This window comes from uncultured Eudoraea sp., assembly GCF_947260015.1.
GTDB lineage: Bacteria > Bacteroidota > Bacteroidia > Flavobacteriales > Flavobacteriaceae > Eudoraea.
The window spans coordinates 49,921-62,989 of the sequence record NZ_CAMYOM010000027.1; the positions used below are offsets into that span (position 1 = coordinate 49,921).

Genomic DNA, 13,069 nt, shown 5'->3' on the forward strand with positions numbered 1-13,069 from the left:
TCTGCCTTTTTTAGTTGTTGTTTTCCAGGTATTGTGTAAACCTGTTTATAAATTCATCATTCTGTGCACGGCTGTGTAACAAAAAATAATAGCCTATAAACCGCTCTAACTGAAAGCTGGATAATAAGTAATTATACACAGCTGTAGCCCTCGCCAGACTTGTATTTAAATAGTTATTCTGTGCGTCGAGAAGCTGTACTATGGTTACAGCGCCTTCTGAATATGAGGTTTGTGTAAGTTCCAGTGCCTCTTTTGCCGAGATTTCCGATATCCTGGAAAGTTCTATATTGGAGACTTGATTGACCAGGCTCACCACAGCATTGTTTACGTTAGTTTCAATGGCCAGATTGGTATCGCTCTTACTTAAGTCGAGTTGCTCTTTTTGAATCATAGCAATTTGGCGATTGACATTCTTTCTGTTCTGATCTACAAGCGGAATAGCCAGATTGAGACCAACCCTGTAATTATCCACTACAAAGTTAGGGTTAACACCGACACCCCATTGATTAAAATTGTGATTGTACTGTCCCTGTAAAGCCAAAGTGGGCAACAGACGTCCTGCAGAATTTAGTTTTATACGTCTTCCGGTTGCCGAGATATTGTAGTCCAGAGACTTTATTTCAGGAGCATTATTTTTTGCCTCTTCTACAAGGAAATTAATAAATGGCCTTCTAAGGGTAGGATCATCCAACAGCTCCCTTAATTGAATATAGTTGTATCGTTCAAACAAGCCTTTCTCGAGCTCAGCCTCATCCACATCTATATTGTATTCAATCGGATTGTTCAAGACACGGTTCAATTCATAAAAAGCCTGCTCCAAAGCATTGGCAGATTCAATCATGGATTGCATATCGTTTGCTAACTCAGATCTAAATCGCAAGACATCTGTTTTACCTTTAAGGCCGGCTTCAAAATTTTCTTCTGCAATTTCCAGGTTCTTCTTAGTGAGGTCTAAGTTTGTGGCAGTAATTTGCAAATTCGATTTAAATATTAACGCATTAAAATAAGCGTTTGAAGCTTCAAAAATGGCATCGAGTTGATCAGCGTTATACAACTCCTGCTGAGATGCCAAAAGGTCCTTTTGAGTATTAATGCTGGTATTGGCTTCTGCTGAGAAGAGGGTCTGAGATAAGGTTATGGTTCCGTCGGTAGAATACTCGGGGTTTAAACCTTGAGATATTTCTGCAAGATCAGGATCTATATAAGTCGCCCCGGCATCAGCAGTAATATTCGGAATATAATTGGTCCATGCCGTTTGTAAGTCTTTTTCACTGAGTTCTACTTCTTTCTGGCTTGTTTGCAACGCCAGGTTGTTGGCCAATACATCATTCATAACTTCGAGCAGGTTATATTTCCTTTCGGAGACTTTTTCATTGAAGTCCCCAATGAAATCCGTTCTCGATATAAGGCTCATTTTGATGGGAAGGCCTATTTTCTCCGCCGTATTATAGTTTAAGGTGAGATTGGGTTCAAAGCTCATATATATAGGAAGGTCGGCGAGATTCTGACCGTCAATATACGCTTCCACGGTCAAGGCTATTCTTCGGAAAAATCGGGTAATGTTTCCTTTTCCCTGATTGGTAGCCAGGATACCCAATCTGATGTCATCAACACTTCCACTGGTAAAAGACGGAAGCCCAAGTCGTATACAATCTTCTGCCAATTTCTTAACCTCACCGTCTGTCAGATAAAAGGCCTCGGCGATATATAGTGCATCGATATCCTGTAGATTTGGAGCTATGTCCTCATAGTTCATATAGGTAATAAGCTTATAGGTAGTCGCTAACTGCTCCATCTCCTTATCAAAGAACGTAGCAAAGGGATAAACATCCATAAATGGCTGTTGTATCAGGATACCAATTTTTTTAAAACTGGTCAGTTCTTTAAAGGTCGCCAGATCATCTCTGTATGATCGGGAGGCAATCAGATAGGTAAAATTAGGAATCCCTGATGCCTGGTTTTCTTGCTTTATTTCGACGAAATCATTATTTACTGTTCCGAATAAAATGGTTGGTTTTGGAAATGATTCCTGCTTAATTATAAGTTCATTGTTAACTATCCCAAAGGCCAGAATAATATCTACTTCAGAAGCTAGTAAAGTTTGATAGTTATTGGCTGCCTTTTCCAAATCAAAACCATTAGACAATAAGGAGCCTTCCGGGTATCGAATTATTGCGTCTTCTCCTACTACATCTGAAATTTCATTTTGAAGTTCTTCGAGAATGGGAATTAATTCAGGTTGTTCCAGGTCAACTAATATCCCGATATTATACGTTTTCTTTTCCTGTGATAAAACTATAAAAGGGACAGCCAACAAGCAGGCTAAAACAAATTTTCTCATGTTCAACAGTAATTTCTTTTCTGATGACTTTTTAGTCATTCCAACTCTGTAAATATAATTTTTTTTGACCCACATTGGACCATAAGCGGTAATAATTCATTAGTAAACCATTCTATAAATTATTGATACATAGAACTAAATCTCATTGAAACGGAACAATATTTAGTACTCAAATTACAAATGAAAGAGTATTTTAGGATCGAACTAATAGTATAAAACTGTAATTTCACCTAGGAATAAAAATGGTGTTTTATGAATAGCAAATGGACCAAGAACGTATCAGCTTTTATCCTTGGTAGCTTATAGGTGTTTTTATCTGGAAGTTGATAAAAGGATTAACTTCTGTTAGCAACACTGAAATTTGGAACCTTTCGGTAACACCAGCTATATTTCTTCTCATACAATTAAGTTTAGTAATTATAGCGGGGCTGGTATTTGGTACTCTGCAATATCTCTATGAAAAGTTTTCTCTATTTCATATTTCATTTCGGGCCTATTTACTTCAATCTTTGATGATTCATTTAGTCTTAATGATTTGTATCTATTTTACACTGTTTTGACATCAACTAATTTAATGCGTGATTTCACTTTTTATGAATTCATTAGTAATCCGACAATTCTGGCTAGCCTCATCTATTAATGTCGCAGCCAGAATTCAGGAACAATGTAAGAAATTCGATAAACCAATACTGTTATCCCAAGAGGCTATGGAAAAGGTTAAGAATCTACCTAATTATATCATTGAACACGTAGGAGAATTTGTATTAAGAGGTAGAAAAAAATCAACTGAACTTTATAGTGTTTTACCCAAAAAATAGCGAACTACTTCAATAAGAGGTGATTGAGTTTATAAATTGGTTAAGTTCTCGAATAAGTCTAATTTTAAATTCCCAAAAAAAGTAATTCTGATACTTATGATTAAGAACTATATCATACTCTGGTTTTTTACTCTTTTACTTGCAGACTGCGGGAATTCCTATTTGCGGGAATCCACGAACGTAAGTAACATCAAAAAAAAATACGATAAAATATTGGTAGTAGCACGTACAAAAGATAAAATTGCCCGAATTAGAGCCGAGGGATTGGTTGTAAATGAACTCGGGCTTCGGGGAGTAAAAGCTGAATCTTCTGTAGATGTTATTAAAACCGAAAACTTCTCCGAAGAAATGTCGGATGAGGAAATTGAAACCTTAATTTCTCAATTACTTGATGCAGGTTTCTCTGGTGTATTAATTACCAATGTAATAAACAGGGAACAATACAAAGATGTTATTCGGGGAGGCAGTAATTTGGAATATCAAGCACCTCAATATGGCAGGTTTGGGCAGTATTATAACTATTACCCTGCTACTTCCTGGGAACCTGATCAAATAGAAACAGGGGTGGATTATACCGTAGAAAGTTGTTTGTACGATATAACTGTAGCTCAAAAGGACAATTTACAGTGGGTTGGCAGATTTAAATTGAAAAACCCCACAGATATTAAAGAAGCTATAGCGCAGTATTCGAAGGAGCTTGCGGATGCCTTAATTGACCAAAGTATTAATCCATAAGTAAAGCTCCGGAAACAAAAGAAACTATATCTTAGATCCATAAATTGGACATGTCCTTATAGTCAGCACAATGGAAAATTTAGTATGAGTTATGATCTTAGCTATGCCTTCTTAATAAAAGTTTAAATGAAAAAAATAGTTTTAGCACTTACGTTATTAATTTCTCTTATCACAAACGCGCAAAAACTTGCGGACTTATATAAGGATATTAATTCCTCGGTAGTAGTTATAGATATCATTAATGTTTCCCGGGAAAGTGAAGGGGAATATATTCAGGTAGTCACCGAGGAATCTCAGGGTTCCGGAGTATTAATAGCTGAAGAAGGTCTTATATGGACTGCTGCTCATGTGGTACAAACTGCGGAAGAGGTTCAAATTGAATTTCTTGATGGTGACATATACGAAGGAACAGTACTAAGTTCTGTAGCCCAAGCTGATGTTGCCCTTGTAAAAATAAAAGGAGATTTTAAGCTGAAGAACAAAAAAGTTGCCCCCATTGGAGATTCCGATAGGGTATCTGTAGGCGAAGATGTCTTTGTTCTGGGCGCCCCTCATGGTTTTAAACAATCGCTCTCAAGAGGAATACTAAGTGGTAGATTTACACCAATACATTTAAGTAATGATTTTGTAAAGATTGAATTTCTGCAAACGGATGCTTCTATCAACCCGGGGAACTCCGGGGGTCCTATGTTTAATATGAGAGGTGAAGTTATAGGTATTGCAAGCAGAATCTATAGTAACTCTGGTGGGTTTGAGGGAATTGGTTTTGCGATGTCATCGAATGTGGCTAATAAATTACTAATGCAGGAGCCTAGTATCTGGGGCGGTATGGAATCAATATTACTGGACGGAGATCTGGCAAAGGCACTTAATCTTCCTCAGGAATCAGGCTTGTTGATTACAAGTTTGTCCTCTAAAGGATCGGCAAGTGCATTGGGTCTGAAGGCTGGTACTATTTCAGCCAAAATTGAAGAAACAGAACTTACAATTGGAGGGGATATTATTCTGGAATTGGCTGGCATAACCATTAAAGATATCAACTCCATTTTCAAAATCAGAAAGATAATAGCTGAAGCTCAAAAAGGGGAGGTCATTACCATGACTGTTCTAAGAAACGGAAAAATCGGCAAGGCAGAATTTACCAAGGAGAATTAATTGCCATATATTGTATATATTAGCCGTTCAATAAAAAATATGAAAAAGATATCACCTTTTATTTTACTGCTTATTGCATTGGTTTTGACCAGTTGCTCAAGTTTTAAAGTCATTAAATCCTGGGAAGCTGAAACAGCAGGTAGCATGCAGAATAAAAAAATTCTGGTTATTGGCAGAACTGCAGATAAGGATATCAGGATGGCGTATGAAAACGCACTTACCAAAAAATTTGTAGCGGCAGGGTACAATGCCATATCCAGCTATAGTCAATTTCCCGATTTTAATCCTGTGGCCAAGATTACAGAAGAACAAAAACAGCAAATCCAATCCATTTTGGAAAAAAATGGATATAATGGCGTAGTCCTTACTGCCTTAAAGGATTATCAGGAACAGAGCCGTGAGGTAGGCGCCGAGAAATATGAAACTACAGTATTTTATGGTGGAATGGGTTATCCAACCGCATATGGTGGCTTTTATAATTATTTTTATATCCCTGGATCATATTCGGCAGATCAGGTTAGGCGTGATACATCCGGGTCAACAATAACCTCCAAACTATATATTCTCGAAACTGTGGTCTATGACCTGGAGCTTGAAGATGGAAAACAACTCGTGGCATGGGTTACGGCTTCTATTGAAAATCCTGACGATTCACCAAGCGTAGCAACTGCTTATGCAAATTCTGTTGCTAAAGGTTTTAAAATTAAGTAGTCTTTTGATCAATTCTTTTGATATTCCTCAATTAGTCTGTTAGGATGTCTTTGGCACAATAATTGAGATACTATAAATCGAAATAAAACAATATATAGGGGTGTTATTTAGCTTCTTTTTTGTATCTTTTTCAATGTTTTATCTTATCCCATAATCACAATACTTTGGTGTTGTTGATTATACATCATATCCCCAGGTTTAGAAAAAATATACCTAAATAATTTAAACACTTAATAATTATAATATGAACACAAACTATTTAAAAAAGACATCTTTTTTATTACTCCTCATGGGCTTTGCTTTCTCATTTAGTTCTAATGCCCAGATAGCTGGCTGGAATGTTGATTTGGAAAAAGATAGCAACGAAAAGTTGGCAGAAATGATTCAAAAGGTAGGCAAATTACAAACCTTTAAGGATAAGTCATATGGTTATGCAATTTATCCAAAAATAACCAAAGCAGGATTAGTCATTGGAGGCGCAGGTGGCAAAGGGCTAGTATATAAAGGCAAGCAAATAGTGGCTTCTTCAAAACTTGGACAGGCATCCTTTGGTCTGCAGGCCGGTGGACAACAATACGCTGAGGTGATTTTCTTTGAAAATCAAGAAGCTTTTGACCGTTTCAAAAGCGGCAAATTAAAGTTTAATGCACAGGCTTCTGCAACAGCAATTACAGCTGGTGCTTCTGCTGATTTTTCTTATCAGGGTGGTGTTGCCGTATTTACAATGGTAGAAGGCGGGCTAATGGCTGAAGCCTCTGTAGGCGGCCAACATTTTTCGTTTGATCCAGTGCAGTAAAACAAAGTTAACTATATAATTTAAAGGCCCGGATATCCGGGCCTTTCTTATTAAAGTTAGATTATATAAGCCAGATGTTATGGTGTCTTTTACTTTTCAGAAGCCTATATGATTTAAAAAGGAGACATGATTCTCTACATCAAGGGACTGCTTAATCTTGCCAGTTTTTCCTTAACCCTATCTATATTAGGCCTTGCTTTATGTTCTTCAAGGGTCAGCTGCTTACTGTTTTTTTGAAATACCGAGAATTGCTTTTTCATAGTGATTGTTTCTTCCTTGCTATAAATCAGGGCGTTCACTTCAAAATTCTGTTCCAAACTCCGCACGTCCAAATTGGCAGTTCCAATTGAACAAACGGAATCATCAGATATAATTACCTTTGAATGTACAAAACCTTCCTGGAACAAATAAATTTTAACCCCTGCGTTGAGGAACCTGCTAAAATAGGATTTTACTGCCCAATGAATCATGACTGACTCAGAATTTCCGGGAACTATTATCCGCACATCTATACCGCTTAAGGCGACTGTCTTAATAGCCATTGAAAGTGTTGTATCGGGAATTAAGTATGGATTTACAATGTAAACATATTTCTTAGCCTGATATAAAATATATAAGTATTGTTGAAGAATATTTGGGTAATCCGTATCGGGACCGCTAGAGACGATTTGTACATCCCCAATTGGATCCATCAATTTAAACATCTCTGGTTTAATTAAATTTTCCCTGGTGACAAAAAGCCAATCAGAAAGAAATACAAAATGCAGGAAGTTTACACTCATCCCCTCTATTTTCAAATGGGTATCAGACCAGTGACCCAACTGTTCATCATCTTTGATGTATTTGTCATCCACATTAATACCCCCGGTAAAACCAACTAAACCATCCACGATTAATATCTTCCGATGACTTCTGTAATTTACTCTTGCCAACCTACCAAAACGAACCGGCATAAATGGAAAAATTTTGACTCCAATTTCACTGAATCTATTTATCATCTTATTTGATAAATCCCAGCTGCCAACTGCATCATAAATAAGTCTTACCTCAACACCTTCCTTTATTTTTCTTTCAAATAGTCGTTCAAATCTATCAGCAAGTTCACCATCGATGAAAATATAGTATTGCAGGTGAATATATCTTTCGGCCTTTTCACATGATTCAAAAATAGCCTTGAATGTTTCAGGTCCATCGTTGAGAATCCGTACTTTATTGTTGAATGAAATAATAGAGCTATTAACTCTCGTAAGTAATCGAATGAGGTGGATATAAGAAGAGGTTACATCGTGTCTTTTTGATATACTTTGTTCCGCTTCTGTGGAATACTTTGTAACGAATTTCTCAAATTGGGCGTAATCGATTTCCTTTTTTAAATCAAACATCTTTTGTCTTCGAAGGTTGATCCCAAAAAAGAAAAATAATAATGCGCCAATAAATGGAATAAAGACGATAACCAAAATCCAAGCCCAGATACGTTCTGGTTTACTGCCATCTTTAATTAATAAATATAAGGACGTGATAGTTAGGGTAGCTTCCAAAATTGCTATTATAAGCACCCATTTCATAGCATTGAATTTTAAGGCTAATTCTTTATAAGTTGGAATGGATAAATAACCTTCCAGTCATTTTTCATATTTATAACTGTCCAGCCTTTTTCATTAGCCTCGTCCAATCCCTTGTCTAATTTTCCAATATGAGAATCCCTGTCATATGCCCATTCCCTGTCGGCATCGGTATGATGCAAATAGAGTTGAAAACTTAGCTTTTCATTAGAATCTGTATACTGCAACATTTGGAGGTCTCCATCGGAATTCCCGGAGGCAAAGATGGGTTTTTTCCCTATATGCTTATGAATACCAACAGGTTTTCCCACGTTATCATCCACAAAATCAATTTCAGGTAACCGTCTGATGACAGCCTTACCATCATTGTACTCAAATTTTGTTTTTATGCTACTTCCCACAATCTGATTTGAAGGGATATTATAGGCCTCTGTGGCCCATGCCCGCATAAACTCTATCCCGCCTCCAGAAACAATAAATGTCTGAAAGTCGTTTGCTCTGAGATAGTCCAAAAGTTCCAACATAGGTTGATAGATCAATTCATTATAGGGTTGATTAAACCTGGGATGCTTGGCAGTTGACAGCCAATTGGTTACGATAGCGTCAAATTCTTCAGCTGTCATTCCGGAATGACTGGCCATGACCAACTCCATTAGTCCATGCATCCCTGTTTTCAGAACTTCATCCATATCATCTTCCAAAACTCCTTTAAAGGGTTGTTTGCTACTCCACTCCGGGTGTTGATCTGCGGTTTCCTTAATGCGATCTAAAGCAAATTCCAATTGAAAATAGATTGGTTGTTCAGACCAGAGGTTGCCATCATTGTCAAAAGTGGCAATACGATCTTTTATTTCTACAAAATCAATACTGGAGGGGTCTGTTACCTTATTTACAAATGCCATGATTGCATTCTTGGTGGCGCCCTCATTCCAGGAAGGTAAAGGGTCTTCTTTAACCTCAGTTGCAGTCGTAGTTTCTGAAGGTGCAGCCTGCTTGCAGTTTATAAAAAAGCCTGAGATCAATAAAAGAATAAAAAAAGTGCGTATTGTTTTCATATTAAATTGATTTTTATAGATTATAACCTATCACGCATGTGATATTGCATTAATTCAAAAATTAAAAAACCCTATACTCAAGTAAGACTTAATATACAGGGTTTTAAAATTTAAGCTGTCCACTCCGAGTATTCTATTTTTAAACACCGGAATTAAACATATATTCCATGTTCATTCTATAGTCTTAATTCTGAGGTCTTGAACCTAACGTTTTTACCACCTTATCTATACCAAGAGAACTACCAGATACAGGGGGGAATTCTTTAAAGGAGGCAAGAAATTCTGCTACATAAGTCTGTGCAGGCACGAATAGAAACATATTTTCGGCATACCATCTTGTATACATCGACGCTTTCCAAGACACCTCATAAGGATCCGCTCTAAGGTTAATCACCAAAGGCCAGGCGGGTTGCACCCTAAATGCCTCATTAATGGCGCCTTCGTTATAAGCAAAATGCAATTTCCAGTTATTATAGCGTACTGCATTTAGATTTCCACTTTGTTCAAAGTAGAATATTTCCTTCCTTGGACTTTCTTTGACTTCCCCCTTCCAAAAGGGCATTTGGTTGTAACCATCTAAATGCACCTTAAAATTCTTACCGTTAGCCTCATACCCTTTCAATAATCGTTCCTTTACATCCGGTACTCCCGCCGCTGCCAATAAGGTAGGCATCATATCTTCATGCGAATAGATATCATTGGAAATTGTTCCGGGTTTAATCACACCGGGCCAGCGAATTACACAAGGTACTCTAAAGCCCCCTTCCCAGGTAGTTCCCTTCTCCCCTGCAAAAGGTGTAGTCCCGCCATCAGGCCAGGTGAACTTTTCCGCACCATTATCGGTGGAGTACATGATAATCGTATTGTCGATTATTTTTAATTCTTCAAGCTTGGCCAAAACACGACCAACGGTTTTATCGTGTTCTACCATCCCATCAGGATAAAGGCCTATGCCTGTTACCCCTACACTCTCTTCCTTTAGATGCGTCCAAACATGCATCCGGGTGGCACTCAGCCAAACAAAGAATGGTTTCCCTGCATTGTGAGCTCTTTCTATAAAGGATATGGCGGCATCAGTAAACTCATCATCTGCAGTCTCCATTCTTTTTCGGGTCATTGGGCCGGTATCCTCTATTTTGCCATCCGCATAGGAATGCAATACCCCTCTGGGGCCAAACTCTTTAATAAAGGCAGGGTCTTTTGGATAATAGTACCCTTCTGGCTCTTCTTCCGCATTTAAGTGATACAGGTTTCCAAAAAATTCGTCAAACCCATGGTTGGTTGGTAACATTTCGTCACGATCTCCTAAATGGTTTTTACCGAACTGCCCCGAGGTATACCCCTGGTTTTTCAATAATTCAGCTATGGTAGGCTGGTTATCCTTTATCCCCTGATCGCCCCCTGGCATACCAATGGTTAACAAACCCGTCCTAAAAGGATGCTGTCCTAAAATAAAAGCAGCCCTTCCGGCCGTACAGGATTGCTGTGCATACCAATCAGTAAAAACAGCCCCTTCCTTACCTATACGATCTATATTGGGCGTTTGATAGCCCATCATACCCTGGCTGTTGATACTGATATTGGAATAGCCAATATCATCACCCCAAATTACCAGGATATTAGGCTTTTTCTGTGCAAAACTAATAGCAGTAAATGCCATAAAAAGCAGTACGTAAATTTGTTTTTTCATAAGTTTTAATTTTTTAGTTTAATATATTATAGTGGGAGGGGATTTTGTGGTTTTAAAGATAATAGAAAGTATAATAACTATATAATGAAACCTGTTGGTTTTTGTAACATTTAATACTTTTTTAATGGTATCCCAAACATATTAAATACACAAAAGGTCCTGCTTCTTAGTAAGGTAAAAGATTTGATGTACATTGGATACCGCTTCGACCAGCATTCAAATTTTTTGCTAAAATCTTCTTACCCCAAAAGCAGAGGCTTCAAAAATGGCAGGCCAGAGCTACTTCTCGAAGGCTTTTACCATAGTTTCCACATATTTTTGGGCAGTTTTATATGCTTCCTTGGGATCATCTAATTCTGATGTTACCACGGATACTAATTGATTTTCCTCGGGCTCATCAAGATTATAAAATACGGTCTCTAAAATATAAGTTGTAGAAGTACTGGTAGATGTAGAAGTGGGAATATAGCCTCCAAATGAATCATAGTAAGAACCATATGCATAAGGAGTCCTGTAATAACTATTAAATCCGCCATAATAACCGGGGTATCCGTAACCTCCTGATACACCCATGTAAACTCCGCTGCTGGAAGTTGTGGTGGTACTCTCCTGATCCTTTACTGCAACAATAACAATTCCATTGTACCCTTCACTATCCAGGATGCTTTCCACAAAAGCTATTCTTTCTTCCGTAATTTCTTTATTAGTATAAATTTTTGGAAATTTTTTAAAACTTTCAGTGGCCTTATAGCCTTGCGCCCTTAACTCGTTGGCTAGTGCTTCTTCAAAAGCTATTCTGGCCGTGTTATCTGCCGTTCTTGCTAAAACAAAAATATTCTTTTCTTTGAATTTAGCAATAGTCGCTTCTTCAGCTGTCCAGGAGTCCCGAACCTTCACACTGCCGCAGTTTTGGAATACAAAGGATAAAGCAAGTAATACTAATAGGGTAAGATTTTTATTCATAACAATTGGAGTAATTAATACATTAATTATTTAAGGGGTTCAAGCTACTAAAAATATACTATCTAATTGCAAGGAACAACTAGTATATTCAGATCAGATCTGGACTATAGTCCCAAAATAAATCCAAAATAAAATCTCATCCCGTCGTCTGACCCAAATAGCCCTATGTTAGCAGTGATCAAATCTGTTCCGTTTACAAAAAATCCACCTCCATAAGAGGTATTCCAGATATTTCGATTAAAGGAAGGGTCAACCACCAGATCGTCATCCACCCAGATTCTACCTATATCAAAACCACCAAAAATACCTACTTCAACCGGTATTATTCCTGTTTTGAACCTTTTAAAATTAAAGCGCAGATCTGAAGTCTGATAAAAAGATGATTTTCCTGTAAAACGTTGATTCCTATAGCCACGTAAGCCATCGTTACCACCTATACTGGCGGCCTGATAAAACTCAAAATCATCACCAAAAATAAGATGTGCCTTAGACTTTGTAGCTAAAACCAATTGACCATTCTGAGATATTTTGTAGGCAAAACCAAGCGTTGGTATCAAATACCCAAAAGTATCTGAATTATCCAGGTTAGAGGTAATTCCGGTTTTTAATTCAAACTCCATTCCCAGGGTTGGAAAAGCGGGGTTATCACTATTTGTGTATCCGTAAACGGCTTCGGCACCGATAAAACTATTCCGCTCTTCCTGAGAGATAAAATCCGAGAATAAATTGATATACCTCCCCTGAGTCTCTTCCAGCTCATAGGATTTATAATTTAACCCTACACTAAATTCCCCATTATTTTCTCCATGCCATACCAACCCGGCAAATCCGCCCAATGTACCAAGTTTAACGCGATTGTAATTCAGGTTAAAAGTATCTTCGTCTTCAACGTTGGGATTCGGGGCTGAATTACCAAAGCCAAAAAAGTTTATGCTGTAATTAGGGCTGGTTAACTCACCATTAATGGCAAGATTCCATTTGCCGACCACATGAGCGAACTCTCCCTGATAACGAATATCAAAACCCCCTGTAGATGTATATAAGGCAGCCGCGATCCTATTGGTGGAGGTAAACGGATTTCGCTCAAAACCATAGGTAGTATGCCCCGCAATTATGCCCAGCTTTAGACCGTCATCCGGGTTAAACCCTATTAATGGCAATACTGCGTTAACATTATATTTCGGTTTCCTATAGTCATAATTATTATTCTCATAATCATCCCTGATATGCTGTTTCCCCCTTT

General features: G+C 37.7%; 10 protein-coding genes and 1 pseudogene. 5 read left to right on the forward strand and 6 right to left on the reverse strand.

Annotated elements, in window-relative coordinates; genetic code table 11:
* Window positions 1-10: 10 nt before the first annotated feature.
* On the reverse strand, window positions 11-2,341 hold the full coding sequence (locus tag Q0X66_RS11465; protein ID WP_297706465.1) for a TolC family protein: 2,331 nt from the start codon (window positions 2,339-2,341) through the stop codon (window positions 11-13).
* 593 nt (window positions 2,342-2,934) lie between these two features.
* Between Q0X66_RS11465 and Q0X66_RS11470 the strand changes: the two genes are divergently transcribed.
* From Q0X66_RS11470 to Q0X66_RS11490, 5 genes are all read left to right on the forward strand, one after another.
* Window positions 2,935-3,159 (forward strand): hypothetical protein, encoded by a 225-nt coding sequence (locus Q0X66_RS11470; RefSeq protein ID WP_297706467.1) that lies wholly within the window; start codon window positions 2,935-2,937, stop codon window positions 3,157-3,159.
* 96 nt (window positions 3,160-3,255) lie between these two features.
* Complete coding sequence (locus Q0X66_RS11475; protein ID WP_297706469.1) at window positions 3,256-3,894, forward strand: hypothetical protein; 639 nt, start codon at window positions 3,256-3,258, stop codon at window positions 3,892-3,894.
* 126 nt (window positions 3,895-4,020) lie between these two features.
* Complete coding sequence (locus tag Q0X66_RS11480; RefSeq protein ID WP_297706471.1) at window positions 4,021-5,049, forward strand: trypsin-like peptidase domain-containing protein; 1,029 nt, start codon at window positions 4,021-4,023, stop codon at window positions 5,047-5,049.
* A gap of 39 nt (window positions 5,050-5,088) precedes the next feature.
* A complete protein-coding gene (locus Q0X66_RS11485; RefSeq protein WP_297706473.1) occupies window positions 5,089-5,760 on the forward strand; it encodes a hypothetical protein in 672 nt (223 codons plus the stop codon).
* 244 nt (window positions 5,761-6,004) lie between these two features.
* Complete coding sequence (locus Q0X66_RS11490; RefSeq protein ID WP_297706475.1) at window positions 6,005-6,556, forward strand: lipid-binding SYLF domain-containing protein; 552 nt, start codon at window positions 6,005-6,007, stop codon at window positions 6,554-6,556.
* A gap of 134 nt (window positions 6,557-6,690) precedes the next feature.
* Here the strand turns inward: Q0X66_RS11490 and cls are convergent, their stop codons facing one another.
* The 5 genes and pseudogenes from cls to Q0X66_RS11515 form a co-directional block, all read right to left on the reverse strand.
* Window positions 6,691-8,121, reverse strand: a complete 1,431-nt coding sequence (gene cls, locus Q0X66_RS11495; RefSeq protein ID WP_297706477.1) for a cardiolipin synthase — start codon at window positions 8,119-8,121, stop codon at window positions 6,691-6,693.
* 17 nt (window positions 8,122-8,138) lie between these two features.
* Window positions 8,139-9,173, reverse strand: coding sequence for an HAD family hydrolase (locus Q0X66_RS11500; RefSeq protein WP_297706479.1), 1,035 nt, complete (start codon window positions 9,171-9,173; stop codon window positions 8,139-8,141).
* A gap of 184 nt (window positions 9,174-9,357) precedes the next feature.
* Window positions 9,358-10,863: an arylsulfatase gene (locus tag Q0X66_RS11505; protein WP_297706481.1), complete on the reverse strand. Its 1,506-nt coding sequence runs from the start codon at window positions 10,861-10,863 to the stop codon at window positions 9,358-9,360.
* 279 nt (window positions 10,864-11,142) lie between these two features.
* Window positions 11,143-11,760 (reverse strand): hypothetical protein, encoded by a 618-nt coding sequence (locus tag Q0X66_RS11510; RefSeq protein WP_297706483.1) that lies wholly within the window; start codon window positions 11,758-11,760, stop codon window positions 11,143-11,145.
* A 170-nt stretch (window positions 11,761-11,930) separates the two neighbouring features.
* A pseudogene (locus Q0X66_RS11515) lies at window positions 11,931-13,069 on the reverse strand (phosphoesterase); the annotation flags it as partial.

Bases quoted from the DNA above. Each gene is read 5' to 3' on its own strand.
- Q0X66_RS11490 (WP_297706475.1), top strand. From the start codon at position 6,005: ATGAACACAAACTATTTAAAAAAGACATCTTTTTTATTACTCCTCATG.
- Q0X66_RS11475 (WP_297706469.1), top strand. From the start codon at position 3,256: ATGATTAAGAACTATATCATACTCTGGTTTTTTACTCTTTTACTTGCA.
- cls (WP_297706477.1), bottom strand. From the start codon at position 8,121: ATGAAATGGGTGCTTATAATAGCAATTTTGGAAGCTACCCTAACTATC.
- Q0X66_RS11470 (WP_297706467.1), top strand. From the start codon at position 2,935: ATGAATTCATTAGTAATCCGACAATTCTGGCTAGCCTCATCTATTAAT.
- Q0X66_RS11505 (WP_297706481.1), bottom strand. From the start codon at position 10,863: ATGAAAAAACAAATTTACGTACTGCTTTTTATGGCATTTACTGCTATT.
- Q0X66_RS11500 (WP_297706479.1), bottom strand. From the start codon at position 9,173: ATGAAAACAATACGCACTTTTTTTATTCTTTTATTGATCTCAGGCTTT.
- Q0X66_RS11485 (WP_297706473.1), top strand. From the start codon at position 5,089: ATGAAAAAGATATCACCTTTTATTTTACTGCTTATTGCATTGGTTTTG.
- Q0X66_RS11465 (WP_297706465.1), bottom strand. From the start codon at position 2,341: ATGAGAAAATTTGTTTTAGCCTGCTTGTTGGCTGTCCCTTTTATAGTT.
- Q0X66_RS11480 (WP_297706471.1), top strand. From the start codon at position 4,021: ATGAAAAAAATAGTTTTAGCACTTACGTTATTAATTTCTCTTATCACA.